The organism is Kitasatospora sp. NPDC127067 (assembly GCF_042724755.1).
Classification (GTDB): Bacteria; Actinomycetota; Actinomycetes; order Streptomycetales; family Streptomycetaceae; genus Kitasatospora; species Kitasatospora lactacystinica.
On the sequence record NZ_JBHXEM010000121.1, the window covers coordinates 1 to 26,483 of the forward strand.

Annotated in this window: 25 protein-coding genes; 18 read left to right on the top strand and 7 right to left on the bottom strand. The window is 73.6% G+C overall.

Features of this window, described 5'->3' with window-relative positions; genetic code table 11:
- Positions 1-121: 121 nt before the first annotated feature.
- Positions 122-1,969 carry a protein kinase gene (locus ACFWJ4_RS33245; RefSeq protein WP_380550775.1) on the bottom strand — a complete coding sequence of 616 codons (1,848 nt, stop codon included), beginning with the start codon at positions 1,967-1,969 and terminating at the stop codon, positions 122-124.
- A gap of 148 nt (positions 1,970-2,117) precedes the next feature.
- Positions 2,118-2,771 (bottom strand): TetR/AcrR family transcriptional regulator, encoded by a 654-nt coding sequence (locus tag ACFWJ4_RS33250; protein WP_380550778.1) that lies wholly within the window; start codon positions 2,769-2,771, stop codon positions 2,118-2,120.
- A 158-nt stretch (positions 2,772-2,929) separates the two neighbouring features.
- Here ACFWJ4_RS33250 and ACFWJ4_RS33255 point away from each other — a divergent pair, with 158 nt between their 5' ends.
- From ACFWJ4_RS33255 to ACFWJ4_RS33295, 9 genes are all read left to right on the top strand, one after another.
- Positions 2,930-4,141: an agmatine deiminase family protein gene (locus tag ACFWJ4_RS33255; RefSeq protein ID WP_380550781.1), complete on the top strand. Its 1,212-nt coding sequence runs from the start codon at positions 2,930-2,932 to the stop codon at positions 4,139-4,141.
- A gap of 136 nt (positions 4,142-4,277) precedes the next feature.
- The gene (locus ACFWJ4_RS33260) at positions 4,278-5,369 is read left to right on the top strand and encodes an agmatine/peptidylarginine deiminase (protein ID WP_380550784.1); all 1,092 of its coding nucleotides are present in this window, start codon (positions 4,278-4,280) and stop codon (positions 5,367-5,369) included.
- Between the two features lie 28 nt (positions 5,370-5,397).
- Positions 5,398-7,044, top strand: a complete 1,647-nt coding sequence (locus ACFWJ4_RS33265; protein ID WP_380550787.1) for an ABC transporter substrate-binding protein — start codon at positions 5,398-5,400, stop codon at positions 7,042-7,044.
- Positions 7,041-8,000, top strand: coding sequence for an ABC transporter permease (locus tag ACFWJ4_RS33270; RefSeq protein ID WP_380550789.1), 960 nt, complete (start codon positions 7,041-7,043; stop codon positions 7,998-8,000). The genes ACFWJ4_RS33265 and ACFWJ4_RS33270 overlap by 4 nt, the downstream gene beginning before the upstream one ends.
- The gene (locus ACFWJ4_RS33275; RefSeq protein ID WP_380550792.1) at positions 7,997-8,851 is read left to right on the top strand and encodes an ABC transporter permease; all 855 of its coding nucleotides are present in this window, start codon (positions 7,997-7,999) and stop codon (positions 8,849-8,851) included. The genes ACFWJ4_RS33270 and ACFWJ4_RS33275 overlap by 4 nt, the downstream gene beginning before the upstream one ends.
- Entirely contained in the window at positions 8,848-9,828 is a 981-nt protein-coding gene (locus ACFWJ4_RS33280; RefSeq protein ID WP_380550795.1) for an ABC transporter ATP-binding protein, read from the top strand. Before ACFWJ4_RS33275 ends, ACFWJ4_RS33280 begins: the two co-directional genes overlap by 4 nt.
- Entirely contained in the window at positions 9,821-10,618 is a 798-nt protein-coding gene (locus tag ACFWJ4_RS33285; protein ID WP_380550798.1) for an ABC transporter ATP-binding protein, read from the top strand. The genes ACFWJ4_RS33280 and ACFWJ4_RS33285 overlap by 8 nt, the downstream gene beginning before the upstream one ends.
- Positions 10,619-10,740: 122 nt before the next feature.
- The gene (locus ACFWJ4_RS33290) at positions 10,741-10,950 is read left to right on the top strand and encodes a DUF4436 family protein (RefSeq protein ID WP_380550801.1); all 210 of its coding nucleotides are present in this window, start codon (positions 10,741-10,743) and stop codon (positions 10,948-10,950) included.
- 101 nt (positions 10,951-11,051) lie between these two features.
- A complete protein-coding gene (locus ACFWJ4_RS33295; protein ID WP_380550804.1) occupies positions 11,052-12,233 on the top strand; it encodes an agmatine deiminase family protein in 1,182 nt (393 codons plus the stop codon).
- Between the two features lie 108 nt (positions 12,234-12,341).
- On the opposite strand, the gene ACFWJ4_RS33300 is transcribed toward ACFWJ4_RS33295, so the two are convergent.
- Positions 12,342-12,995 (bottom strand): TetR/AcrR family transcriptional regulator, encoded by a 654-nt coding sequence (locus ACFWJ4_RS33300; RefSeq protein ID WP_380550807.1) that lies wholly within the window; start codon positions 12,993-12,995, stop codon positions 12,342-12,344.
- A 143-nt stretch (positions 12,996-13,138) separates the two neighbouring features.
- Here ACFWJ4_RS33300 and ACFWJ4_RS33305 point away from each other — a divergent pair, with 143 nt between their 5' ends.
- Positions 13,139-14,326, top strand: coding sequence for an agmatine/peptidylarginine deiminase (locus tag ACFWJ4_RS33305; RefSeq protein ID WP_380550809.1), 1,188 nt, complete (start codon positions 13,139-13,141; stop codon positions 14,324-14,326).
- A gap of 94 nt (positions 14,327-14,420) precedes the next feature.
- Here the strand turns inward: ACFWJ4_RS33305 and ACFWJ4_RS33310 are convergent, their stop codons facing one another.
- The 3 genes from ACFWJ4_RS33310 to ACFWJ4_RS33320 all read right to left on the bottom strand — a co-directional run bounded on the left by ACFWJ4_RS33310 (position 14,421) and on the right by ACFWJ4_RS33320 (position 17,491).
- Positions 14,421-15,581, bottom strand: a complete 1,161-nt coding sequence (locus tag ACFWJ4_RS33310; RefSeq protein WP_380550812.1) for an agmatine/peptidylarginine deiminase — start codon at positions 15,579-15,581, stop codon at positions 14,421-14,423.
- A gap of 84 nt (positions 15,582-15,665) precedes the next feature.
- Complete coding sequence (locus ACFWJ4_RS33315) at positions 15,666-16,703, bottom strand: agmatine/peptidylarginine deiminase (protein ID WP_380550814.1); 1,038 nt, start codon at positions 16,701-16,703, stop codon at positions 15,666-15,668.
- A 233-nt stretch (positions 16,704-16,936) separates the two neighbouring features.
- Positions 16,937-17,491: a TetR/AcrR family transcriptional regulator gene (locus ACFWJ4_RS33320; RefSeq protein WP_380350754.1), complete on the bottom strand. Its 555-nt coding sequence runs from the start codon at positions 17,489-17,491 to the stop codon at positions 16,937-16,939.
- Positions 17,492-17,718: 227 nt separating this feature from the next.
- On the opposite strand from ACFWJ4_RS33320, the gene ACFWJ4_RS33325 reads away from it, so the two are divergent.
- From ACFWJ4_RS33325 to ACFWJ4_RS33355, 7 genes are all read left to right on the top strand, one after another.
- Positions 17,719-18,222 carry an RNA polymerase sigma factor gene (locus tag ACFWJ4_RS33325; protein ID WP_380550837.1) on the top strand — a complete coding sequence of 168 codons (504 nt, stop codon included), beginning with the start codon at positions 17,719-17,721 and terminating at the stop codon, positions 18,220-18,222.
- A complete protein-coding gene (locus ACFWJ4_RS33330) occupies positions 18,219-19,046 on the top strand; it encodes a zf-HC2 domain-containing protein (protein ID WP_380550817.1) in 828 nt (275 codons plus the stop codon). The genes ACFWJ4_RS33325 and ACFWJ4_RS33330 overlap by 4 nt, the downstream gene beginning before the upstream one ends.
- 46 nt (positions 19,047-19,092) lie before the next feature.
- Positions 19,093-19,902: an ABC transporter ATP-binding protein gene (locus ACFWJ4_RS33335; RefSeq protein ID WP_359899003.1), complete on the top strand. Its 810-nt coding sequence runs from the start codon at positions 19,093-19,095 to the stop codon at positions 19,900-19,902.
- Positions 19,899-21,290, top strand: a complete 1,392-nt coding sequence (locus ACFWJ4_RS33340; RefSeq protein WP_380550820.1) for a hypothetical protein — start codon at positions 19,899-19,901, stop codon at positions 21,288-21,290. Before ACFWJ4_RS33335 ends, ACFWJ4_RS33340 begins: the two co-directional genes overlap by 4 nt.
- Entirely contained in the window at positions 21,290-21,874 is a 585-nt protein-coding gene (locus ACFWJ4_RS33345; protein ID WP_380550822.1) for a hypothetical protein, read from the top strand. The genes ACFWJ4_RS33340 and ACFWJ4_RS33345 overlap by 1 nt, the downstream gene beginning before the upstream one ends.
- 177 nt (positions 21,875-22,051) lie before the next feature.
- Complete coding sequence (locus ACFWJ4_RS33350; protein WP_380550825.1) at positions 22,052-23,422, top strand: (5-formylfuran-3-yl)methyl phosphate synthase; 1,371 nt, start codon at positions 22,052-22,054, stop codon at positions 23,420-23,422.
- 116 nt (positions 23,423-23,538) lie between these two features.
- Positions 23,539-24,540: a phospholipase gene (locus ACFWJ4_RS33355; protein WP_380550828.1), complete on the top strand. Its 1,002-nt coding sequence runs from the start codon at positions 23,539-23,541 to the stop codon at positions 24,538-24,540.
- Positions 24,541-24,639: 99 nt separating this feature from the next.
- On the opposite strand, the gene ACFWJ4_RS33360 is transcribed toward ACFWJ4_RS33355, so the two are convergent.
- Positions 24,640-25,275 (bottom strand): TetR/AcrR family transcriptional regulator, encoded by a 636-nt coding sequence (locus ACFWJ4_RS33360; protein ID WP_380550831.1) that lies wholly within the window; start codon positions 25,273-25,275, stop codon positions 24,640-24,642.
- Between the two features lie 136 nt (positions 25,276-25,411).
- Between ACFWJ4_RS33360 and ACFWJ4_RS33365 the strand changes: the two genes are divergently transcribed.
- Positions 25,412-26,197: an SDR family NAD(P)-dependent oxidoreductase gene (locus ACFWJ4_RS33365; RefSeq protein WP_380550834.1), complete on the top strand. Its 786-nt coding sequence runs from the start codon at positions 25,412-25,414 to the stop codon at positions 26,195-26,197.
- Positions 26,198-26,483: the final 286 nt, after the last annotated feature.

Sequence of the window (26,483 nt, forward strand, 5' to 3'; positions counted from 1 at the left end):
AAACTGCCCGCCCGCTTCTTTTTTTTAAACCACACCCCCCCTCCCCGCCCCGCGGGCCGCGCGCCCCCGGGGCCGCCCGCGCCCCGCCCCCCCCCCCCCGGCGGGGGGGCCGCGGCGGCTCTCAGCCGTTGCGGCGGTACTGGTCCAGGGACACCCTGACCGGCCCGTCCGCGCCGGCGGTCGACAGCACCCGGACCACGGCGAGGTCCCGGCCGTCCGCGGACCGGACGCAGAACGCGCCGCGCGGTCCGACGGCGCCGAACGGCACCCGCCCGGCCGGCCGGGAGCCGAGCCCCTTGAGGCAGTCGGCGACGCCCAGGCCGGCGTCCCGGCCGATGAAGGTGTCGGCGGCCTCCGGGACGAGGAACTCGCCGTCGCCGCGGCCGACGTACCAGATCGCGCTGTCCACCGGGACGACGGTCCCGGTGGCGAGGTCGAACTCGTAGGAGGAGTCCGCCGAGGTCAGCTCGACCCCGCGGTAGACGGTGGCGTAGTCGGTGACGGGCGGCGGTGCGGAAGCGGTCGGCGCGGTCGGGGCCGACCGGGTGGGGGACGGGAAACCAGTGGGGGCCGACGGGCCGGGTGGGGCCGGGGTGACCGGTGCGGCGGTGCCGGACACCGGGGCCTCCTCGGTGGCGGCCTCCACCTGGTCCGGGTCGTCGAGCAGGAACACCGCCGCCGCGGCGCCGACGGTCAGGGCCACGGCGGCGGTCAGCGCCGTTCGTCCGAGGGCCCGTCTGCGGCCTCCTCCGGCCCGGGCGCGCCTCGCCGGGCCGCCCTCGGCCGAGGGCACCGGGACGGAGCCGGACGCCGAGGACGCCGGCACCCGCCCGGAGGCCGCGGCGGGCTCCGGCAGCGGCCCGGACGCGACGACGGTGGGGGTCGGGACGGCCACCGGGGCGAGGACCGTACGGGCCGAGGCCCAGCCCGGCCCGTCCGTCCGGTCGCCCGGATCACCGAAACGTCCCTGCTCGCCGGAACCGCCCGGATCGCCGATACCGCCCTGCTCGCCGGCCTCACCCCGCTCGGCCTCGGCCGGTACCTGCGGCAGCTCGGCGTGCCGGGTCATCTGGCTGGTCAGATGGTGCGGCAGCCAGTCGTCGCCGAACCTGAGGTGCCCGCCGACCGCCGGGTGGCTCCGGGCGGCGGCGATCACCTCGGCGGTGGTCGGCCGGTCCTCGGGCCGCTTGGCGAGGCAGTGCAGCAGCAGCTCGCGCAGGCCCGCCGGGACGGGGGTGAGGTCCGGCTCCTCGTGGACGGTCCGGTAGAGCGTCGACGGGTCCGGTCCGTCGCCGAAGGGCGGGTTGCCGCCGGCGACGTGGACGGCGAGGGCGCCGAGGGCGTACACGTCGGTGGCCGGGGTCGCGGGCCGGCCCATCGCCTGTTCGGGCGCCATGTAGGCGGGCGAGCCGATGCGCAGCCCGGTGCCGGTGAGCGCGGTGGCGTCGGCGGCCCGGGCGATGCCGAAGTCGATCACCCGGGGGCCGTCCGGGGCGATCAGCACGTTGCCCGGTTTGAGGTCGCGGTGCACCACCCCGGTGGCATGGATCGCCTGCAGCGCCTCGGCGATGCCGGCGATCAGCAGCAGGACGGTCCGTTCGGGGAGCGGGCCGAAGCGCCGTACCACCTGCTGCAGGGACGGGCCCGGCACGTACGTGGTGGCCAGCCACGGCGGGGCGGCCTCCACGCCGGCGTCCACGAGCTGGGCGGTGAACAGTCCGTGGATGCGTCTGGCGCTGGCCACCTCCTGGGCGAACCGGGCGCGGAACTCCGGGTCCTCGGCCAGTTCGGGCCGCACCACCTTGAGCGCGACCGGCCGCCCGCCGGGGGTGTAGGAGAGGTAGACCCGGCCCATGCCGCCGGCCCCGAGCCGCGCGTACAGCCGGTAGCCGCCGACCTCGCGCGGGTCGTCCGGGGTCAGCTCCTGGAAGACCGGCTGGAGGGCGAAAGGGGATCGGTCAGCGGACATGCGGGCTGCCTCTCTCGGCGGTCGGGACGTCGGCGGGCGGTGGCGTCGGCGGTCGGGACGTCGGCAGTCGGGGACTCGGGTGCGCGGGGCCCGACGGCCGCGGAAGCGGCGTGCGGCGGGCACGGCCTCGCAGAGTTTAGAGGTTCCGTCAGGATTGGCCGAATCCGTCGCCGCCGGCTCCTCCGGGGCCCCCGCTGCCTCCGGTGTCCCCGCCGCCCCCGGTGCCTCGTCGGGGGTCTCCCAGCTCCGCCTCGATCGCCCCGCGCAGCAGGCGGCGGGCATGCTCGACCGGCAGTGAGCCGCTGAGCCAGCGCACGCTCAGGCCCTCGACGAGTGCGGTCAGCCGTTCGGCGGCCGCCGCGTGCGCCGGCGCGGTGCCGCCCGGATCGGCCCGGGCGAGCAGTTCGGCGACGTCGTGCACCCAGGTGTGGGTGGTTCGTGCGAGGTCCTCGCGAAGCTCCGGGTCGAAGACCGCGGTGGCTCTCAACTCGCCCCAGGCGGTGCTGTTCTCCCGTACTTCGACGGTGTCCTGGAGCTCCAGGAGCAGCACCTGTTCCAGGTCGGCGCGGGGGTCCTCGGTCCGGGGCACCGGGTCCGGTTCGGCGGTGTAGTGGTCGGCGCGGTCGCTGATGAAGTCGAGCGTCCGGCGCAGCAGGCCGGCCCGGTCGGTGAAGTGGTAGTAGATCAACGAGGTGGACACCCCGGCTTCGCTCGCCAGCTCGCCCACCCGTAGTCCGCGTACGCCGCGCCGGGCGATGACCCTGGTGGCGGCCTTGAGTATTTCTGTCCGACGGTCCGACATGGGCGCCCACTCTATGTGCTCCTCGGCTGGTCGGGCCAGCTGCCTGATGATCGTTTCAGGGTTTTCGAGGAGTCCTGCATCAAAAGCTTGACTGAATTTTCAGTACGGTAGAGGATGCGGGGCAACCCCCCCACCTCCCACGTCATCCAGGGAGCGCCATGCACACCCCCACACCCTCACGACGCGGCCTGCTCCGGCTGGGCGCCGCCGCCGTACCCCTGATCGCCCTGGGGACGGCCCTTCCGGCCACCGCCCGGGCCGCGACCGTCGGCCCGCCAGGTGCCCCCGCTCCGGTGGACACCGTCGCCCCCGCCGCGGCGGGCAGCACCACGCGGCTGCGGATGCCCGCCGAGAGCGACCGGCACGACCGCACCTTCATGGCCTGGCCGGCCCTGTCCTCGATCTGGCGGACCCAGCTCTCGGCGGTCCGCGACGACATCGCCCGTGTCGCGTACGAGATCTCCCGCTACGAGCCCGTCGTCGTGGTCGCCCGCCCCGGCCAGGCCGCCGACGCGCGCTACTACTGCGGCCCCGGCGCCTACCACGCGATCACCGTGGTCGAGATCTCCAACGACGACCTGTGGATCCGCGACTTCGGCCCGACCTTCGTGGTCGCACCGGGCGCCGTCGCCGGCGTCGACACCAACTTCAACGGCTGGGGCAAGACCGGCACCCCGTACTACCAGCGCTACACCGAGGACGCCGCGGTCGCGGCCGCCCTCCTCGCCGAGTACGGCGTCGACCGCGTCCGGGCCCCCTTCGTCGGAGAGGGCGGCGCCCTGGAGACGGACGGCCAGGGCACCCTGCTGGCCACCGTCAGCTCGCTGGTGAACCCCAACCGCAACCCCGGGATGTCCCAGGACCAGGTCGAACAGGCCCTGAAGGCGTCGCTCGGGATGGACAAGGTGATCTGGCTGGCCGGTCTGGCGGGCCAGGACATCACGGACTACCACATCGACTGCCTGGCGCGTTTCACCGCGCCCGGCCGGGTGCTCCTCGACCGGCCCGGCCCCGGCACCGACCGGATCTGGATCGACGTATACGAGCAGGCCAAGCAGGTCCTGCGAACCGCGACCGACGCCCAGGACCGCCCGCTGACCGTCGTGGAACTCCCCGGCCCGAACCGCGCCCGGATCCGCGGCCGCGGCAAGGACTTCCTGTCCAGCTACACCAACTTCTACGTCGCCAACGGCGCCGTGTTCGTCCCGCAGTTCGGCGACGCCGACGCCGACGCCCGGGCCTACGCGATCCTGCGGGCCGAGTTCCCCGGCCGCGACGTCGTCCAGCTGAACATCGACACCATCGCCTCCGGCGGTGGCGGCATCCACTGCGCCACCCAGTCCCAGCCGGCCGTCCCGCCGGCGCTCTGAGACCCCCTGGCGGCCCGTCCGGTACCCCACGGAGGCGGGCCGCCAGGGATCCTTCCGCTCCCACCACCCTCCCTCTCGACCGGCCCGCGCCCCGAACGCGCCGGGCCGGCCGGGGACCGACCAGAAGAGGTTTCCCGTGACGTACCGAATGCCCGCGGAGTGGACCGAGCACGAGGGCTGCCTGATGGCCTGGCCCGTCCGCCCGGACCTGTGGGGCGACACCCTGGCCGAGGTGAAGCGCGAGTACGCGGCGGTCGCCCGCGCCATCGCGGAGTTCGAACCGGTCACCATGGTGGCCCCGCCCGGCCACGGCGACGAGGCGCGCGCCCACTGCGGCACGGGCGCCGGCGCCGGCACCGGCACCGGCATCGCCGTCGTCGAACTCCCCACCGACGACTCGTGGTTCCGCGACTCCGCGCCGATCTTCGTCCTCGACGGCGACGGCCGCCGGGCCGGCGTGGACTTCCGCTTCAACGCCTGGGGCCGCAAGCACAGCCCCTGGGACGCCGACGACCGGATCAGCGGCCTGCTGCTGGAGCACCTCGGCACCCCGGCGATCCGCTCCGGGATGATCCTCGAAGGCGGCGCGATCACCGTCGACGGCGAGGGCACGCTGATCACCACCGAGCAGTGCCTGCTCCACCCCAACCGCAACCCGGAGATGACCCGGCAGGAGATCGAGGCCGAGCTGAAGGCCCGGCTCGGCGTCACCACGATCGTCTGGCTGCCCTACGGCGGGGCGCTGGACACCGAGACCGACGGGCACGTCGACGGCGTCTGCGCCTTCGTCGCCCCCGGCAAGGTCGTGGTGCAGCTCCCGGCCGATCCCGGCCACCCGGACTACGTGCGGATGCGGGCCAACCGCGCCGTGCTGGAGCACTCCACGGACGCCCAGGGCCGGCCCTTCGAGATCGTCGACCTGCCGCAGGCCGCCTTCGTCGAGGTCGACGGCCGGGAGGTGGAGGTCGGCTACCTGAACTTCTACCTCGCCAACGGCGGCGTCGTGGTGCCGGTCGCCGACCACCCCGAGGACGCGGCGGCGCTGGCCGTGCTGGCCGCCGCCTACCCGGACCGCAAGGTCGTCGGCGTGCGCGCCCGGGTGATCGCCTACGGCGGCGGCGGCATCCACTGCATCACCCAGCAGATCCCGGCCGCCACGCAGACCACCGCCACGCCGTCCACCGCCACGCAGACCACCGCCACGCCGTCCGCGGCTGCTCGCGCCTGACCCTCGCCAGCGAACGGAGAAAACCCTCATGACTCCCACCGCGCCCGCGAGACGCACCGCGGCCCGGCGGCGACTCGTCCTCGCCACCGCCCTGCTCTCGGCCGCGGCCCTGGCCGCCGCCTGCTCCGGCCCGCCCCGCGGCGCCGACCGGTCGGCCGTACAGCTCTCCGCCGACACCCCGGCGGCCAAGGGCGAGCTCGACTCCTTCACCTGGGCCACCTACGCCGAACCGCCCACCCTGGACTACGTCCAGGCCTTCGACTACCCGCAGAACACCGTGCTCGCCAACGTCTGCGAGAGCCTGATGCGCTGGACGCCCCAGCTCACCCTGGCCCCCGGCCTGGCCGAGAAGGCGTCCAGCCCCGACCCGACCACCTGGGTCTACGACCTGCGGGCCGGCGTGCACTTCCACGACGGCACGGTGATGACCGCCGACGACGTCGTGTACAGCCTCGGCCGGCAGACCAACCCGGACAACGCCTCCGCCTGGGCCCAGGTGTTCCAGAACGTCGACTCCGTCACCGCGACCGGCCCGCTCCAGGTCACCGTCAAGCTCAAGCAGCCCGACTCCCAGTTCCCCCAGTACATGGCGACGGCCGCCGGCGTGGTCGCCGCCAAGGCCGGGGTGGAGGCGGCCGGCAAGGACTACGGCACCAGCGGAGGCCTCGACTGCACCGGCCCCTTCAAGCTGGGCGGTTGGGCCAAGGGCCAGTCGATCGAACTCCAGCGCTTCGACGGCTACTGGGGCACCAGGGCCAAGGCCGGGAAGGTCGTCTTCAGCTTCCTCACCGACGCGTCCGCCCGCACCAACGCGATGCTCACCGGGGACGTCGACGGCGGCTACCTGATCCCCACCGAGAGCTACGACCGATTGAGGAAGGACGGCCCGGGCACGCTCTACTTCGGCGAGGGCCTGAGCACCGTCAACGTCAACGTCACCAGCATGCACGGCCCGCTCGGCGACCTGCGCGTCCGCCAGGCCCTGTCCCTGGCCCTCGACCGCTCCGGCTTCGTCAAGGCCGGCCTCTCCGGCGCCGGCACCGTCACCGGCTCCCTCACCACCAGGGCGGCCTGGGGCGCGGCCCCCGACGACGTCCGCAGGACGGCCTTCGACGGCCTCACCCCCACGGCGCAGGACATCGACAAGGCCAAGGCCCTGGTCAAGGAGGCCGGCGCGAGCGGCCGGACGATCGTCATGGCCACCAGCACCATCGGCCAGGACGTCTCCCTGCTCGCCACCGCCGTCCAGGCCGCCGGGGCGAGGATCGGGCTGGACGTCCAGCTGAGGACGATCGCCCCGAACGCCTTCACCGCGCTGTTCACCGACCCCAAGGCGCGCGAGGGCATCGACCTGTTCCCGGAGACGTACTACGACTCCATCACCGACCCGCTCGACCTGCTCGTCAACTTCCGGACCGGCGCCTACCAGAACTTCGCCGGCTACAGCGACAAGGCCTACGACGACCTCGTCGACCAGGCCACCGCCGAGTACGACCCGGCCAGGCGCGGCGCGATCGAGGCGAAGCTCCAGCAGACCGCCTCCCAGCAGCTGCTCTGGATCCCGGTCGCCGAGTGGCCGACCGCCGTCTTCCTCAACAAGCGCATCACCGGCGCCCCCACCACCATCGCGTACATGTACTACCCGTGGGCCGCCGACGTGGGGGCCGCCCGGTGAACTTCCTGAGATTCGCCGCCCGGCGACTGGCGGAGATGGCCGCGACCCTGCTCGGCGCCTCCTTCGTGGTCTTCGGCGCGATGTACCTGGCGCCGGGCAACCCGGCGAGTTTCCTCCTGTCGGGCCGGTCGGCCTCGCCGGCCGCCCTGCAGGCGATCAACGACCAGTACCACCTCGACGACCCGTTCCTGGTCCGGTACTTCCGCTGGCTCGGCCAGGTGCTGCAGGGGGACTTCGGACGCTCCATCACCTACCGCACCGACGTCTCCACGCTGCTCGCCGACCGACTGCCGGCGACCCTGACGCTGGTGGCCATGGCCCTGCTGGTGGTCGTCGTCATCGGTCTGGCGCTCGGCTGGATCGGCGCGGTGCGCGGCGGCGCGACCGACTCGGCGATCCTGCTCTCCACCACGCTCGCCGTCGGCACCCCCTCCTTCGTCGCGGCCGTCCTGCTGCAGGGCCTGTTCGCGGTCGAGCTGGGCTGGTTCCCCACCAGCGGCACCGGCGACGGCTTCGCCGACCTGCTGTGGCACCTCACCCTGCCCGCGGTCGCCCTCGCGCTGTACCTGATCGGGATGCTCGCCCGGGTCACCCGCTCGGCGATGCTGGACGCCCTGGAGGGCGAGCACGTCACCGTCGCCCGCAGCCGGGGCGTGCCCGAACGCGAGGTGATCCGCCGCCACGTGTTCCGCAACTCGCTGGGCACCGTGCTGACCACCGGCGGCCTGATCGTCTCCACCCTGCTGGTCTGCACGATCCTGGTGGAGTCGGCCTTCAGCGTCGGCGGCATCGGCCAGCTCCTCGAACTGTCCACCACCACCAAGGACTTCCCGACCGTCCAGGCCATCTCCCTGCTCGTCGTCGCCCTGTTCATGACCGTGAACCTGGTCGTCGACCTGCTCCACCCGCTGGTCGACCCCCGGGTCGCCCTCGGCACGAGGAGGTCCGACGCATGAGTGTCGCCCTCGCCCGCCGGCCCGGTCTCGGCCGCCTCAAGGCCGCCCGCGCCCCGCTCCACCTGGCCTGCCTCGGCATCGTCGCCCTGGTGGTGCTCGCCGCCCTGCTCGCCCCCTGGATCGCACCGGACGACCCCAACGCCGTCGACCTCGGCAACGCCCTGGCCGGCCCCTCGCCCGACCACCTGCTCGGCGTCGACACCGCCGGCCGCGACACCCTCTCCCGGCTCCTGCTCGGAGCCCGCACCTCCCTGCTCGGCCCGCTCGGCGTGGTCGCCTTCTCCACCGTCGCGGGCGTGGCCGTCGGCCTGGCCGCGGGCTGGCGGGGCGGCTGGCTCGACTCCGTCCTCTCCCGCAGCACCGAACTCGTCTTCGCCTTCCCCGGCATGCTGCTCGCCATCCTGATCGTCTCGGTGTACGGGGAGGGCCTGCTCGCCCCCGTCGTCGCCCTGGCGGTCGCCTACCTGCCGTACGTCTCCCGGCTCACCCGCTCGCTCGTCCTCGCCGAACGGTCCCGCCCCTACGTCTGCGCCTACCAGGTCCAGGGCCACTCCACCCTGCAGATCTGCCTGCGGCACGTCCTGCCCAACATCGCCCCGATCGTCCTCGCCCAGTCCACGATCAACTTCGGCTACGCCCTGATGGACCTCGCGGGCCTCTCCTTCCTCGGGCTCGGCGTCCCCGCGCTCACCCCCGACTGGGGGCGGATGGTCTTCGACGGCCAGACCGCGATCCAGCACGGCTACCCGCTCTCCGCGATCCTGCCGTGCGTCCTCATCGTGCTCACCGTCGTCGCCTTCAACGTCGTCGGCGAGCGCTGGGCCGACCGCGTCGCCCGGAGGACCCCATGAACCGCAGCAGCCACGAACCGGAGCAGCGCGTGAACGCCCTCGACGTCCGGGGCCTGCGGCTCCGCCTGCCCGGCACCGCCCGGCCCGTCCTCGACGGCGTCGACCTCACCGTGGGCCCGGGGGAGACCGTCGCCCTGGTCGGCGAGTCCGGCTCCGGCAAGAGCCTCACCTCCCGCAGCGCCCTCGGCCTGCTGCCGCCCGGCGCCACCGCCGAGGGCAGCGTCCTGGTCGACGGGGAGGACGTCCTGACCATGGGCCCCGACCGGCTGCGCGCCCTGCGCACCGGCCGGGCCGCCATGATCTTCCAGGACCCCCGGGCGGCCATCAACCCGCTGCGCCGCGTCGGCGACTTCCTCACCGAGAGCGTCCGCCTCACCGGCGCCATGGGCCGGGAGGACGCCGACCGGCGCGCCGCCGAACTGCTCGACGCCGTCGGCCTCGGCCCGGAACTGTTCGACCGCCACCCCGGGCAGCTGTCCGGCGGCATGCTCCAACGCGTCATGATCGCCGCCGCGCTGATGGGCGACCCGGTCCTGCTGCTCGCCGACGAGCCCACCACCGCGCTCGACGTCACCAGCCAGGCCGAGGTCATCGCGCTCCTCGGGGAGCTGCGCCGACGCTTCGGCACCGGCCTGCTGTTCGTCACCCACGACCTCGGCCTCGCCGCCGCCATCAGCGACCGCGTCTACGTCATGTACGCGGGGCGGATCGCCGAGACGGGCCCCGCCGGAGCGCTCTTCGAGAGGCCCCGCCACCCCTACACCGCCGCGTTGCTGGCCTCCACCCCGGGGCTGGAGTCCGACAGTCGCCGCCTCGCCGCGATCGACGGCCAACCGCCGGACCTTCGCCAGGAGTTGACCGGATGCGCGTTCGCCGCGCGGTGCCGGTACGCGACCTCCCGGTGCCGCGAGGAGACCCCGGTGGCGCTCCCGGTCGCCTGCCACCACCCGCTCGAAGGGAGCCGCGCCGATGCCTGAGGCCGCACTGGAGGTCACCGGACTGTGCCGGACCTTCGGCACCGTACGGGCGGTGGACGACGTCTCCTTCACCCTCGCCGCCGGCGGATCGCTCGGCATCGTGGGCGAGTCGGGCTCCGGCAAGACCACCACCGCCCGGATCGTCGTCGGCCTCGAACAGGCCGACGAGGGGCGGGTCGCCGTCCGGGGCCGGGCCCGCGGCGGCCGGGTGCGGGGGAGGGCCGAGCGGCTGGCCCGCGCCCGCGAGGTCCAGATGGTCTTCCAGGACCCGTACCTCTCCCTGGACCCGCGCACCAGCGTCGAGGCCGTGCTCCGCGAGACCCTGCGGCTGCACTTCCCCGGCACCGACCACGAGGCCCGGATCCGGGAGCTCCTCGACCAGGTCGGCCTCGGCACCCGGGCGGCCGACGCGCTGCCCCGGCAGCTCTCCGGCGGCCAGCGCCAACGCGTCGCCATCGCCCGGGCGCTGGCCGTCCAGCCGGCCGTCCTGGTGCTGGACGAGGCGGTCGCCGCCCTGGACGTGTCCGTGCAGGCGCAGGTGCTGAACCTGCTCGCCGACATCCGCGAACAGACCGGCATCGGCTACCTGTTCATCACCCACGACCTCGGCGTCGTCCGCTGCGTGACCGACGAGGTCGTCGTCATGCGCCACGGACGGATCGTCGAATCCGGCCCCACCGCCCACGTCCTGGACTCCCCGCAGCACGCCTACACCCGGCTGCTGCTGGAGTCCGTCCCCCGGCCCGGCTGGGATCCCGACCGGATCGCCGCCGCGCGCCGCGCCTTGTAAGACGGCCCCGGCCCGGCAGGTGGTGGGACCCGCCGGGCCGGGGTGACCGGGCAACACCGGCGGGCGACGCCGGGCGGCAGCGAACCTGCCGGCCCGGCGCCACCGCCGCAGGAAGGACGACCGTGCAGGTCGCCACCGACGACACCAGCGCGACCGACCGGGCCGCGCACCGAGCCCCTGGGTCGCCGCCGATCGGATCACTGATCGACTACGTGGCGTTCTCCTGGGCCGAGGGCGTCATCGCCGCCGGCCTGGCCTGCACCGCCTGGTCCGGCATCCGCACCGAGCACCGGCTGCGCCGCGAGCGGGAGGCGGCCGCCGAGGGGCCGTGAGCGGATTCCCCCGAACGGCGGGTGCGTGCCGCGCCGGAATCTGACCTTCCGGTCAGTAGCCTGCGGAGCCGAACCCCCGACACCAACCGGAACGAGGCCCCATGGCTCACCCCCGGCCGTCCCGCCGCTCACTCCTGCGGTCCGGGGCCGCGCTCGCCGCGCTGGCCCTGGCCGGTGGCTGCTCCTCCGACGGCGGATCGGAGGAGCAGTCCGACAGGAGCGGTACGGCTTCGGGTGCGGCCCCGTCCGCGAGCCCGGCGGCCGGGGGGTGGGCCATGCCGGCCGAGTCCGGCCCGCACACCCGCACCTTCATGGCCTGGCCGGCGCTGGAGGAGGTGTGGGGCGACCAGCTGCCCGGGGTCCGGCAGGACATCGCGGGGCTGGCCCAGGCGATCGCCGGCTTCGAACCGGTCGTCCTGCTGGCCCGCCCCGACCAGGCGGCCCAGGCCCGGCAGGCCGTCGGATCCTCGGTCGAGGTGCTCGAACTGAAGGTCGACGACCTGTGGGCCCGGGACACCGGCCCGACCTTCGTCACCGGCCCGCAGGGGCTGGCCGGGGTCGACTTCAACTTCAACGGCTGGGGCGACAAGCAGACCCACGCCAATGACAGCCTGGTCGCCCGCTACCTCCTCGACCACTACCGCATCACCCGCATCCAGGCGCCGATCACCGGCGAGGGCGGCGGCATCGAGGTGGACGGCGAGGGGACGCTGATGGCCACCGAGAGCTCCTGGGTCAACGGCAACCGCAACCCCGGCAGGTCCCGCGACCAGATCGAGGCGAGCCTCAAGGACCTGCTCGGCGTCGAGAAGGTGATCTGGTTCCAGGGCGTCGCCGGGCAGGACATCACCGACTGCCACGTCGACGCCCTCGCCCGCTTCGCCGAGCCGGGCACCGTGGTCCTGCACCGTCCCGCCGCCGACGCCCCGCCGGACGTCTGGACCACCGCCTCCGCGCAGGCGCTGCAGGTGCTGCAGACGGAGACGGACGCCCAGGGCCGCACGCTCGAGGTGGTCGACCTCCCCGAGCCCGACACCGCCCGGATCCCGGGCGCGGGCAAGGACTTCCTGGCCACGTACATCAACTACTACGTCTGCAACGGCGGGGTCATCGTCCCGCGCTTCGGGGACCAGGCCGCCGACGACCGGGCGGCCGGCATCCTCGGCGACCTCCACCCGGGCCGCAAGGTCACTCAGGTCGGCATCAACCACATCGCCTCGGGCGGCGGGGGCATCCACTGTGCCACCCAGCAGCAGCCCGTGGCGCCCGGCTCCACCCCGTGACCGGTCGGGCGGCGCGGGGGCGGGCCGCGCGGATCGGGCTGCGGACGGTCGGGCTCCGGACGGTCGGGTGACGCGGGTCCGGGCGGCGTACGGTCCCTCCGCGGACCGTCAGGCGCCGGACGGCCGGGGGGTGGACGACAGCGATTCCAGCAGGGTCCGCAGCACCCGCTCGGCGTCCACCGTCCCGTCCAGCGACCCGATGGCGGCGAGTCCGTCCACGGCGGCGGCGAAGGCCTCCCCGAGCGGGACCGGGTCGCCGCCGTCGCCGCGTTCCTCCAGCAGGCAGCGGAACAGGCCCACGAAGGAGGCCCGCCAGCGCGCGTACTCGGCCTCCAGGCTCGCGCGGACGCGTTCGTCGTTGAGGGCGAGCCAGTGCAGGGCGGCGTGCAGTCGGGCCAGGTCGGGGCTCTCGGGCCGGGTGAGCAGCTTCAGGACCCGCTCGGAGCGCTCGGCGTAGCCGCCGGGGCCGGCGACCGCCTCCTCCAGCGGCGTGATCCACTCGGGCCGGATGTCCGCCACGACCGCGACGATCAGGTCGGTGCGGTCCGCGAAGTGGTAGTGGCACATCCCGTGCGAGACCCCGCACAGCGCGGCCACGTTGCGGGTGGTGAACCGCCCGGCGCCGTCGCCCGCGAGCAGGGTGCGGGCCGCCGCGATCAGCCGGGCCCGGGTCTGCTCGCCCTTGGCGGAAGCGCGGGTCCGGCCGGGGCCGCCCGCCGCGGAGGCCGTTCGTGCGGCCGTGCCTGTCGCCTGTGTCGCCATGGCCGTCACTGTAACGACCGGGGGAGTGCCGCAGGGGGCGCATCGGGAACGATGGCTGTGCAAAGTATTGACCGAGCGCTTGGCCAGTTTTACCTTTTCGGTCAACTGCTGCACAAGCAGCGGACGTTGACATGGAGGCAGTGATGGACGACCGCTCCAGAACCGAGACGACGGCCGCGGAGGGGCTCGGCCGCCGCCGGTTCCTGACGGCCGCCGGGATCGTCGTCGCCGGCACCGCGCTGACGGCCGCGACCGGCGGGCCGGCCCAGGCGGCGCAACGCCGCACCGCCACGGGTGCCGCCGCCGACGCCGGCCTCGCCGCGGGCTTCCGGGTGCCGCTGGACACCGTCCGGCACACCCGCACCTGGATGGCCTGGCCGGACAGCAGCACCATCTGGCGCAACAAGCTCGGCGGTGTCCAGTCGAACATCGCCCTCATCGCCAGAACCATCGCGAAGTACGAGCCGGTCACCATGTGCGCCAACCCGGCCAGTGTGGCCAAGGCGCGGTCGATGTGCGGCTCGACCGTCACCGTCATCGGGGACGTCCCGGTCGACGACTGCTGGATGCGCGACACCGGCCCGGTCTTCCGCACCGACGGCGCGGGCGGCCTGGACACGATCGGCCTCAACTTCAACGGCTGGGGCAACCACCAGAACCCGCACGGCAACGACGCCCTGGTCGCCCGGCGCGTCGCCGCCTACCTCGGCCTGCCGTTCACCGCCGCCGGGCTGGTCGCCGAGGGCGGCGCCATCGAGACCGACGCGGCCGGGACGCTGATGGCCACCCGGAGCAGCATCCTCAACGCCAACCGCAACCCCGGCATGTCCCAGGCCGCGGTCGAGAGCGCGATGTGCGCCGCCTACGGCGCCACCAAGGTGATCTGGTTCAACGGTGTCGCCGGCCAGGACATCACCGACGACCACGTGGACGCCACCTCCCGCTTCCTCGGCGCGGGGACTGCCGCGGTCCAGATGCCGCTGGCGAGCGACACCGACGCCTGGTCGAACGACGCACGGCAGCAGTACCGGATCCTGACCACCTCCACCAGCGCCCAGGGAACTCCGTTCGGGGTCAGCCAGATCCAGGGGCCCGACTACAACCTGATCCGCTCGACCGACCCCAACTTCGTCGGCTCCTACGCCAACTACTACCTGTGCAACAACGCGGTGATCGCGGCGCAGTTCGGCGACACCAAGGCCGACGCCGCCGCCCGGGCCGCCCTCGCCCGGCTGTTCCCCGGCCGCACCGTCGAACAGCTGAACATCGACAGCCTGGGCGCGGGCGGCGGCGGGATCCACTGCGTCACCCAGCAGCAGCCCGCGGCGTGAGGAGGTGGGGCCGGGTCCGGCCCGCCGACCGGACCCGGCCCCGGGCGCCGGGCCTACCCTCCCGGACGACCCGGGGGGCCGGCCCGGCGCCCGCTCAGCCCAGGGCGGGGATGTCGTGGGTGGCGCAGTGGATGCCACCGCCGCCGGCCGCGATCGCGTCGATCTTGACCGGCACGATCTCCCGGCCCGGGAAGTACTGCTTCATGATCTGCTGGGCCCGGTCGTCGGCCCTGGCATCGCCGAACTCCGGCAGGTAGACGCCCTTCGTGCCGATGTAGAAGTTCATGTACGAGGAGACGAAGGCGTCACCGCGCCCGGTGATCCTGTCCGGGTCCGGCTGCTGGAGCTCCACCACCTGGAGCTTGCGGCCGGTCGCGTCGGAGGCGTCCTTGAAGACGGCGCGGGCCTGGTCGGCCGAGCGGGACCAGACGTCCGGCGGGGTGCCGGGGAAGGCCCGGTCGAGCAGGACGACGCCGGGGGCGGCGAAGCGGGTCAGGCAGTCGACGTGGGCGTCGGTGATGTCCTTGCCCTTGACGCCCGCCAGCCAGATCACCTTGCTCACGCCGAGGACCCGCTTCAGCTCGGCCTCGACCTGGTCCCGGCTCATGCCCGGGTTGCGGTTGTCGTTGACGACGGAGCTCTCGGTCACCATCAGGGTGCCCTGGCCGTCGGTCTCGAAGGAGCCGCCCTCGGCGACCAGCCGGGTCTCGACCCGCTCCACGCCGTACTTGGCCAGCACCGTCCGGGCGACCTTGGCGTCGTTGCCGCGCTGCTGCTTGCCGCCCCAGCCGTTGAAGTTGAAGTCGACGCCCTTGACCGTGCCGCCCTCCTCGACGAACACCGGCAGGGTGTCCCGGGCCCACAGGTCGTCGACGGCGATCGGCACCACCTCGACGGCCGAGCCGCAGGCCTTCCGGGCGGCGTCCTGCTGCTCGGGGCGGGCCATCAGCACGACCGGTTCGCGCGCCGCGATGGCCTGGGCCAGGCCGGCGACGTCCCGGCGGACGTCCGGCAGCTGCTCGCCCCAGATGTTCTCGGAGGCCGGCCAGGACATCACGGTGCGCAGGTGCTTCTCCCACTCGGCGCCGAAGCGGCGCACACCGGGGGTGCCGCCGGGCTGCGGGGGCGGCAGGGTGGCGCCGTCCTCGATGCCGTTGGGGTCGCAGGCGGTGAGGCCGAGGGTGAGGGCGCCGACACCGGCGCCGACACCGGCGAGGCGGCGCATCAGGGTACGGCGGGACAGGGCAGGGGACATGCGGGCACTCCGGCTGTGGTGGTCGGTGCGGTGGACAGGATGTGCGGTACGGCGGCTGCGGCTGCGACGCAGGCCGCCCGGTGGCTACGGCAGCGGTTCGTGCATGGTCGAGCAGTGGATGCCGCCGCCGCCGGCCATCAGGCGGTCGACGTCGATCTGCACCACCTCGCGGCCGGGGAAGGCCGCGGCGAGCGTCTCCCGGGCGGCGGCGTCCTTGTACGCGTCGCCGAACTCGGCGGTGATGACGCCCCCGTTGACGAGGACGAAGTTGAGGTAGGAGTCGACGAACCTGGAGCTGCGGGAGCGGACGGTGTCCGGGCCGTGCACCGGGACGACCTGCAGGCGGCGGCCCCGGGCGTCGGTGGCGGCGGAGAGGATCGCGAACTGCTCGCGGGCGTCCCGCGCCCAGGAGTCGTTGCGGTCCGCCGGCGGCAGCTGCACCATCACCACGCCGGGGCGGACGAACCGGGAGGTGACGTCCACGTGGTCGTCGGTGATGTCCTCGCCCCTGATGCCCGGCAGCCAGATCATGGTGTCCGCGCCGTAGGCCTCCAGGACGGATTCCTCGATCTCGGCCCGGCTCATGCCGCGGTTGCGGTTCTTGTTGACCAGGCTGCTCTCGGTGGCCATCACCGTGCCGTCGCCGTCGGTCTCGATGGCGCCGCCCTCGCCGACGAAGTCCGCGAAGGTGTGGCGCAGGCCGCGGCGGGCGGCGAGGCGCTCGGCGACCCGGGCGTCGTCGTGGTGCACCTGCTTGTTGCCCCAGCCGTTGAAGTTGAGGATCACCGCGTCCAGGCCGCCGTACCCGTCCCGGCGGAACACCGGCGCGGTGTCGCGCATCCACAGGTCGTCGGTGGGGATGGCGGTGATCACCTCCACCCCGGAGCCGCACCGGGACCGGGCCTTGCCGGCGGTCCAGTCGTCGGGGGCGCACATCACCACCGGCTCGAACTCGGCGATCGTGCGGGCGATCAGGGCGATGTCCTCCTGGACGCCGCCCAGGCGCAGTCCCCACACGCCCCTGCGGGAGGGCCAGGACATCCAGGTCCGCGCGTGCGGGACGTCGTCCGCCGGCACCCAGGGGTACGGCCCGGTGGAGCGGTCGTCGGGGTAGTGGGTCATGAGGGTCTCCAGATCGTGCGACGGTGCCGGGAAGGGCGCCGAGGGCCGCCGGATCCCACTCTTCGCGCCGCGACGCGGTGGCGCACACCACGGGGACGGGCCGGCGGCAGCACCCTTCCTGCGGCTTCAGGCTCGCACTGACTGAAAGTTCAGTCAAACTCATGGGCGCGCCATAACGCATCCTTGACGGGGCTCCCCGCGCAGCGTGACAAGCCCTGCGCGGTCCGTACGGCTCAGGACCCGAGCCGGGCCACCTCGACCTCGATCGCCTCGGTCAGCAGGGTGCGGGCGTGCGCCAGCGGCAGGCTGCCGCTGAGCCAGCGCGTGCTCAGCCCCTCCAGCAGCGCGGTCAGCCGCTCCGCCGCGCCGGCCAGCGCGACCGCCGAGGCCATCGGCCGCACGTCGCCGAGCAGTTCCGCCACCTCCTGCACCCAGATCCGGGTGGCCCGCGCCAGGTCCTCGCGCAGCGTCTCGTCGAACACCGCGCTCGCCCGCAGCTCACCCCAGGCGGTGCTGTTCTCCCGCACCTCCGGGGTGTCCTGGAGCTCCAGCAGCAGCGTCTGCTCCAACTCCTCGCGGGGCGTCAGCGGCGGGGCGTCCTCGGCGCGTTCGGTCGTGTACCGCTCCGCCCGGTCGTTGATGAACTCCAGCGTCTGCCGGAGGATCCCCGTACGGTCCTTGAAGTGGTAGTAGATCAGCGCGGTGGACACACCCGCCTCGGCCGCGAGCTCCTCCACCCGCAGTCCGCGCACCCCGCGCCGCGCGATCACCCGCGCCGCTGCTTCCATGATCGACGTTTTACGACTGGCCACGATCCACCACCTTACCGGCGGCGCGGGCGCCGGTCCCGCCCTCCGGCTGACCTACCGATCAGCCGGAGCCGACGGCCCGGGCGCGGAATGTGGCGCAGGTCACGCCGGATCCAGAACCCGGGCGCCGGATCTCGCGTCTGGCTGGTGTGAGATCACGCAGGAGAGCACTGGACGAGGTGGACGAGGAGCGCCTCCTCCGGCTGGTGGCCAGGGGAGACCGCGGGGCGTTTGACGAGCTGTACCGGCGTACGTCGCCATGGCTGGCGGTGCGGCTGCGCCGCCGCTGCGCGGACGAGCAGATCGTCGCCGAAGTCATGCAGGAGACCTATCTCGCGGTGTGGCGCGCGGCCGGCGCGTTCGCCGGGAGCGCGGTCGGCGGGACGGCCGTCGGGTGGCTGTGGACGATCGCGGCACGCCGCCTCGTCGACGCGTTCCGGCGCCGCGCCCACCACGCCGAACCGCCGGTCGCCGCGGCCGAGCGGGCGGTGGTGCCCGCGGCGGAGGAGGAGGCGCTCGCCGGGACCGTCGACGGCGACGTCGGCGACGCCCTGAGACGGCTGGCGCCGGAACTCCGCGAGGTACTGCAGGCCACGGTGCTCGACGGGCTCTCCGTCCGGGAGACCGCCGTCCTGCTCAGACTGCCCGAAGGCACGGTCAAGACCCGTGCCCGTCGGGCCCGGATCGCGATGCGGGAGGCGCTCGCATGAGCAGGGAACACGCGTCCAGGCAGTTGATCGACGACTACGCACGTGGCGACACGACGATCGCGGCGGACACGGTCTGGGCACTGGAGGCCCACCTGGAGACCTGCGCGCCGTGCCGGAGCCGGCTGGCGGCCTCCGTGGCCACCGGGGTGCCCGGCATCGCCGCGCTCGTCGAAACCGTCCGGGCCGGCCTGGAACCGCAGTTGGACGCGGCGGCCGCAGTGGCCCCGCGGCGGTACCGGCCGGGATGGGTGTCGTCCTGGCTGACGCCGGTGATGACCCCGTGGCTGGCCATGACCGCCGTCGTCACCCTGGTGGCGCTGCTGCTGGACGCGGTCGCGCCGGCGGAGGGCTTCGGCGGCACCTCACTGGTGTCGCTGATCGCGCCGGTGCTGCCGCTGTGCGGCGTCGCCGCATCGTGGTCGAGCGGCCTGGACCCGGCACACGAACTGACCGCCTCGACCGCCAGGGCCGGTCTGCCCCTGCTGCTCAGGCGCACCACCGCGGTCCTCGTGGTGGTCCTGCCCCCGCTGCTGCTGGGGGGATGGCTGACCGGGACCATGACGGCCGCGCAGTGGCTGCTGCCCTCCCTGGCCTTCACCTCCACCGCCCTGGCACTGGGCAGCGTGGTCGGGGTGACCCGCGCCGCCGTCGGGCTGGCGCTCGCGTGGGGCGCCGTCGTCCTGGCCCCCGCGTCGCTCACCGGCCGCGTCCCCTCCGTCCTGCAACTGGCCCTGCAACCCGACCGGTTGCCCCTGTGGGGGCTGCTCCTCGCGCTCGGCGCCGGCGCCGTGATCGCCCGCAGGGACGCGTACTCGACGCTGTGAAACCCATGTCCACCCTCGAATGTCCACCATCGAAAGGGACCACCGCATGACACCCGTGACGAGCGCGGCCGACACCGCGCCGAAGACCTACGCCTGGGAGATCCGGGCCGACGGCCTGAAGGTCCGCGTCGGACGGAACAAGATGGCCGTCGACGGCCTCGACCTCTCCCTGGGCATCGGCGCCCACGGCCTCCTGGGCCCCAACGGGGCGGGGAAGACCACCCTGATCCGGACCCTGGCCACGGTGCTGCGCCCCACCGAGGGCGAACTGGAGATGCTCGGCACCTCCCTGGGCAGGGCGGGCGACCACCGGGCCCTGCGCCGCCGCATCGGCTACCTCCCGCAGGACTTCGGCTACTACAAGCGCTTCACGGTGCGCGAGTTCGTCGAGTACATGGCCTGGTTGAAGGAGGTCCCGAAGAAGGATGTCCCCGAGGCCGTCCAGCGCGCCGTGGAACGGGTGGGCCTGGCCGACCGCGCCGACCACCGGATGAAGACCCTGTCCGGCGGCATGGTGCGGCGGGCCGGCATCGCCCAGGCCATCGTCAACTCCCCGGCGGTGCTGCTGCTGGACGAGCCCACGGCCGGCCTCGACCCGGCACAGCGGCTGCGCTTCCGCGAGCTGCTGCACGACCTGGGCCGCGACACCTGCGTGGTCGTCTCCACCCACCTCGTCGAGGACGTCGCGGCGGCCTGCTCCGACGTGGTCCTGTTCGCCGACGGCCGCCTCGTCTTCCAGGGCACGCCGGACGAACTGGCCGCCGCGGGCAGCACCGAGCACCCCGGCGACAGCCCCCTGGAGCGCGGCTACTCGGCGCTGCTCCGCACCTCCGGACAGCAGGGGAGCGCCTGGTGAACCGACGTGTACTGCGCACCGAACTGAAGCGCTCGGCCGCCCCGTGGGCCGGAGCCGTCGTCCTGGGCGGCAGCCTGGCGGTCTTCCTCCTGTACGACGGAATCTGGTCGAGGGGTACCGCGGGGTGGACGGCCCAGTGGACCACCATGGCCATGTGGACCCGTTCCCTGCTGGCCTTCTGGCTGCCGCTCGTGGTCGGCATCGGGGCGGTGTACGGGCTGCGTGAACCCCGCTCGCGGATGACCGAACTGCTGACGACCACGCCGCTGCCGGCCTGGCGCCGTGCGGCGCTGCCGGCGGGTGCGATCGCGATCGCGCTGGCGGTGGGCTTCGGCCTCCTCGTCGTCGTGGGCGGAGCGCAGGTGGCGTTCGGCCCGACCACCTACATGGGCCTCGGCTGGCTGCCGATCTCGCTGGTGGCGGTCCTGGGCCTCGTCGCGGCCGCCGTGTTCGCCATGGGCGTCGCGCGGACGCTGCCCTCCGTCCTCACCCCGCCCGCCCTGGTGGTGGCCTGCCTCGCGGTGACGGGCATGCTGCGCATGCGGATCGAAGGGGAGGTGCCGGAGAGCAGGACGTCGAACCGGATCGGCCTGCTGTCCCCGGTGACCGCGGACCCGCGGCAGATGCTGCTGACCCTCTCCGACTCCGTCCACCTCGGCCAGACGGTCTGGCTGCTCGGCCTGCTCGCCACCGGCCTCGCGCTGCTGGCGGCCGCCACCCGCCGGGCCCGGCTGCTCGCGGTGGCCCCCGTCCTGGCCGGCGCGGCCGTGGCCCTGCTGGTCCTGCCGGCCGCCGCGCGCGACAGCTACGTCGTCGACAAGGCCGCCGCGGCCATGGTGTGCGACGGGCCGGTGTGCGTGACCCAGGCCAGCCGCTCGCACCTGGCCGAACTCGCGCCGCGCGGCCGGGAGGCGCTGCGCGTGCTGCACGAGTCCCTGGGCGACAAGGCGCCGACCTCGGTACGGGAGGACACCGCGCTGCGCGCGCTCGGCGATCCCCGCTCGCTCCCCGCCGACGCGGTGCTGGTCGACTTCGACGATCAGCTGTTCATCGACGCGACCGGCAACGACCTGACCCGCGCGCTGGTCGCCCAGGGACTGGCACCTAACTGCCACGCCCGCACCTCCCGGGAGGGCGGGTCACAGGACGACGTCGCCCTCCAGAGCGTCGTCGTGAGCTGGGCCCTCGGTGACCCCGCCCTCCGACCGATGGTGGAGCAGGCCACCGACGTGTTCTCGCGCAGGGCATGGGCGGACGCCGACGCCCTCTGGCAGGAGCTGAAGGGGCTGGCGCCCGCCGAGCAGCGCTCGCGGATCGCCGAGCTGCGCACCGCCGCCCTCTCCTGCACGGCAAGGCTCCGCGAGGTGCCGGTGGGAGGTGTGTCGTGATGAGGTGGCTGATGCTGTACGCGCGTTCACGGCAGGTGCCCGCCTCGGCCGCCGCGGTCGTGCTCGTCGCGCTGGCGGTGTGGGCCCTCACCCGGGGCTACGGTACGGGCGCGACGGATGCGATGGACCCGACCGCGTTCTACGTGCTCACCGCGGGCGTGGCGGCCGGCTCCGTCGGGCTCGGCGGACAGGACCTCGCACTGGACCGGACCGCCGCGATCCGGTGGGCGCCCCGCCGGGCCGCGCACACGGTGCTGATCGGCGCGGTCGCCGGTGCGGCGCTGCTGGCGGTCCAGGCGGTGGGCCCGACGTTCGTCCCCACCGAGGTCGTCGTCCGGGACAGCGCGGGCCTGGTCGGCCTGGCCGCGCTCGGGGCGGTGCTCTGCGGGGCGCACCTGGCCTGGGCCCTGCCGACCGGCTGGCTGGCGTTCGCCGTCCTCGTCCCGCCGCTGCCGCCCACCACCGTGGGGAAGGCCTTAGGTTGGATGACCTTTCCCCCCGGCACTGAGGCGTCCACCTGGACCGCGGTGGCGCTGCTGGTGACCGGCGGCGCGCTGTACGCCGCTGTCGGCCCGAGGCGCTGACCCAGGGCCCGCCCGCGAGTTCGGCGAGGTCCTCGGGCGAGTGGGGGCAGGTCGCGGAGGGGGATTGTCAAGGATCTTCACTCCTTCGAGTGGTGGCCGATCGTCGATCGGTCGGCAGGGGTCCCCCGGCGGTCAAGACTGACCCCCGAACGAGCGTCAGCTTTCGGAGGGGGAACGGTGTCGACCATCGGAATGTCCGGCATACCCGGCGCGGTCGGAGCGGATCGACGGCTGCTGGTCAGCGTCTTCGACCCGCAGGAGGCGCGGGAGGCGGTCCTCGGCGGTGCGCGGATCATCGACAGCGAGGATCCGCGCAGCGCGCTCGGGACCATCAAGCCGCGCCGGATCATGGACATCGCGGACGCGGTGCTGGCCGCCCGGCGGGACCTCCCGGTCCAGTTGAGCACCAACATCGGTGAGGACCAGCTGCTGTTCCGGCGCGCGGAGAACGGCCTGGCCCTGCCCAAGTCGGCGTACGAGCAGGTCGGCAAGGCGGCGCAGGCCGCCCTCGGAGTCGCCCTGGCGATGGGCACCCGGGTGCATCCCTGCGGGATCGTCAAGGTCGGCCTGGACGGCATGCGGACCGGTGAACTGGCCGAGGTGCTCGGCGAGATCACGGCGACGCTGCGCCGGAGCGAGCAGCTGTCGCACACCCGGGTGATGTCCGTACTGTTCGCCCAGGACCTCGACCTGTGGGACGCCCGCAAGACGCTGCCGCAGGTGCGGCGCGCCCTGGTGGGCCTGCGGGAGTACTACCCGTGCGCGCCGTCCACGCCGGGGGCGTTCGACCTCGCCGAGTACGCGGAAGCGCTGCTCGACGTGCACGGCGGGCCGCTCTTCGACGGCCGGCGGCCGGACCTGGCCGGGCTGAGGGCGTCCGGCGCCCTGCCGGCGGAGGCGTCCACGGGTTTCGTGGCCGTCAACGAGCCCTTCGCCCACCGGAGTCACGGCCTGACGCCGGGCCGTCGCACCGACCGGGAGGCGATCCGCGCGGTGGTCGAGGCCAGCGCCGCGGCCGGTGCCGACGCGATCATGGTGGACACCAGCATCCTGCTGAAGGTCGCCCGGATCGGACTGGTCTCCACCGCCGGCAGCCCGGAGCTCGCCGACCTCGACCGTCACGACACCGACCGGCACGGTCTGGCCAGGGCCGGGATCCTCTCGCTGGAGGAGATCCGGTTCTTCGTGGAGCTGTGCCACGCCCACGGCCTGGAGGCGAACCTGGCCGGCTCGGTGCAGAGCCACCACGCCCAGCAGGTCTGGCGGCTGGTCCCGGAGCTCGACCAGCTCTCCGCCCGCGGCGGCGTCAGCGCCCTGGCCCGCGACCCGTACGGCGGCACCGGCCGCGGCACCCGGCACGAGCGGACCGTCCGCCGCACCCTGGTGGGCGGGCTGGTCCCGCCCGAGCAGGGCGGCCGGCTGGTGGTGCCGCGGCGGATGACGGAGCAGCCCGGGGCGCTCGACGACGTGGCGGACCTGCTCAAGCGTCACCCCGGCCTCGACGCGTACTCCTCCGACGCCCATGGGGTGCTGGCGCCGCTCGGCTGACGGACGACCGTTCCGGTGTCCCTGGCCGAGTCCCCCCGGATGTCGTTCACGGCCCGTTTGCCGTACGCCGAGGCGCAGTTGGTGGGATCGTATTGTCAGTACACCGATAAGAAGGAGTGTTCCCCTTGACCACTCACCCCAGGCGCGGCGCCCGCTCGCGAACCCTCCCGGCACTGGCGGCGGCGCTGTGCGCGATCCTCGGCGCCACCGCGCTCGCCACCACCCCGGCGGCGGCCGCCGCCGACCAGCGTCACCCGATCTACGCCATCGCGCACCGGGTCGACACCCTGGACGGCGTGGACGCCGCGATCAACCACGGCGCCAACGCCATCGAGATCGACGTCTGCGCCTGGTGGAACCCGAACGAGTGGCGCGCCTACCACGACTGTTCCTCGGCCGGCGAGAACCGGCTCGGCCCCAGCTTCGACAGCATGCTCGACCGCATCGTCTCCAACGCCAACGCGGGACGCCGGCTGTCGCTGGTCTGGCTGGACATCAAGGACCCCAACTACTGCGGCGAGGAGCCCAACCGCACCTGCAGCGTCGCCGGACTGCGCGACAGGGCCCAGCGGCTGACGGCCGCCGGCATCCAGGTGCTCTACGGCTTCTACGAGTACCACGGCGGCAGCACCCCGGACGTCGGCGGCCGGGGCTGGAAGAGCCTGGAGGGCAGGCTCGGCCCGCTGGAGGGCATCACCACGACCGGCACCCGCGACCAGGTGCAGAGCGCCTTCGCCAAGTCCGGCACCGGATTCCCGGCCGGCCGCCGGGCGATGGACTACGGCGACAGCGACATCACCAAGGGCTTCGGCAACTGCACGGAGGCCACCTACAACACCTGCGCGGAACTGAAGAAGGGAGCTGCCGACCGGGCCGCCGGCCGACTCGCGGCCACCCTCTCCTGGACGACCACCTACAACGACCCCTGGTACGTCGACAAGCTGCTGGGCGACGCGCAGGTGGACGGCATCATCGCCGGCTACGGCGCCTTCACCGGCGTGCGGGAGTACGACAACAGCTGGCAGTGCGCCAACGCCGTCAACCTGGTCAGGGACTGGGTGAACCGCCACAGCGGCACCCACCGCATGGCCACCAGCGGCGACCGCCTGTTCAAGTAGGAGTAGGAGACGGCCCGACCCGACCGCACCCGGCGCAGGCCGGGTGCGGTCGGCTGCCTTTCGGCGGGCTGGCGGGTTGGCGGGGTCGCTGGGCGGCGGTCAGCAGGTCGGGGCGGCGGGCTCGGCCAGCGGTTCGTCGTCAGCGCCCGGCGCCAGGCCGCGGAGCAGGTGGGTGAGCAGGTCGTCGAAGACCTCGTCCAGGGCCGGGCCGGAGAGCCGACCGCTCGCGGTCTGGGCGGCCACGCCGTGGACGGCGGTGAAGAGGATGGCGCCGATCCGGTCGGCGTCGCCGGCCCGGATCAGCCCCTGGGCCTGGCCGAGGGCGATGAGCGCGCGGAGGTCGTCCTTCAGCGGCTGCCAGGCGAGCTCCAGCCCGTCCGTCACGGCGGGGTCGTGCTTGCGGGCGAAGGCCAGCTCCAGCAGTGCGCCGTGGTCGGCGGCGAAGTCGACGTACGCGCGGGCGACGGCGAAGGCCCGCTCGCGGAAGCCGTCCCCACTCCTGGCGAGACCGCTGCGGGCCGCGGCGGTGAGCCGCTGGACGCCGGCGAGCGCGAGGGCGTCGAGCAGGGCGCGCCGGTCCTTGAAGTGGCGGCTGGGTGCGGCGTGGCTCACGTCGAGCGAGCGGGCGAGCTCGCGCAGGGACAGCGCGTCGGCGCCCTGCTCGCGCAGGGTCTGTTCGGCGCGTTCCAGTAGCGCGGCGCGGAGGTCTCCGTGGTGGTAGTGGCCCGTTCGCATGGGCATCAGCATACGAGCATGTAGTCATTGACAACATTGTTGTCGGTGTCTACATTGGGGCCCATGGAGCGGACCCGGGTGTTCGCCGACCGCCGAGCGCCAACCGCAACCGAACCCCGTCGCATCGAGGAGAGTCATGGACTTCGCCCGCAAGACCACCCTGATCACGGGAGCGTCCACCGGCATCGGGGCCGCCTTCGCCCGCGAGCTCGCCGCCCGCGGGTCGGACCTCGTCGTCGTCGCCCGCAGCGAGGACAAGCTGAACCGCCTCCAGCAGGAGCTGACAGCGGCGCACGGCGTCACCGTGCACGTCGTCCCGCTCGACCTCGCCCGCCCCGGCGCCGCCGCGGAGCTGCAGGACCGCGTCGAGGAGCTGGAGGTGACGGTCGACGTCCTGATCAACAACGCCGGCTTCGCCACCTTCGGCGCCGTCGCCACGAGCGATCCGACGAGGATGGCCGAGGAGGTGCAGCTCAACTGCGCCACGCTCACCGACCTGACCGCCCGGCTGCTGCCCGGCATGGTCGAGCGCGGCCGGGGCGCGGTGGTCAACGTGGCGAGTACGGCCGCATTCCAGCCGATTCCCCGGATGGCCGTCTACGGCGCGACCAAGGCGTACGTGCTTTCCTTCACCGAAGCCCTGGCGAACGAACTCCGCGGCAGCAACGTCCGCGCCCTGGCGATCTGCCCCGGTGCCACCGACACCCCTTTCTTCGACGTCGCCGGCGAGCAGGCCGCCGTGGGCATCCGCCGACGGCCCGAGCAGGTCGTCGCCACCACGCTGGCGGCGCTGGAGAAGGGGCGGCCGAGCGTCGTCGACGGCTTCCTCAACCGTCTCGGGACCCTGGCGCCCCGGCTCCTGCCGCGACGAGCCACGGTTGCGGTCGCCGAGCGGGTCACCCGGCCGAGCCCGGCGGTCTGAGCATTTGGTCTCCGCCCCGGAGGGGAGTAGTGTTCTCCGGGTTGCCCCACGGGACGGCCCCTCGGAACAAGCTCGAATCTTAATTCGAGAATGACCGGGGAAAACGGACCGAAAAGCTCTGATAGAGTTCGGGAGCGCCGAAAGGCGAAAGCGAATCGAATGAATGAAACTCCGGAAAACGGAGCGGAAAGCATCTGATAAGCTGGAAACACGAAAGAACGAAGCCCGGAGGGTCCGCTGGAAGGCGGTCCGAAGGAAGCGTCCGTTCCTTGAGAACTCAACAGCG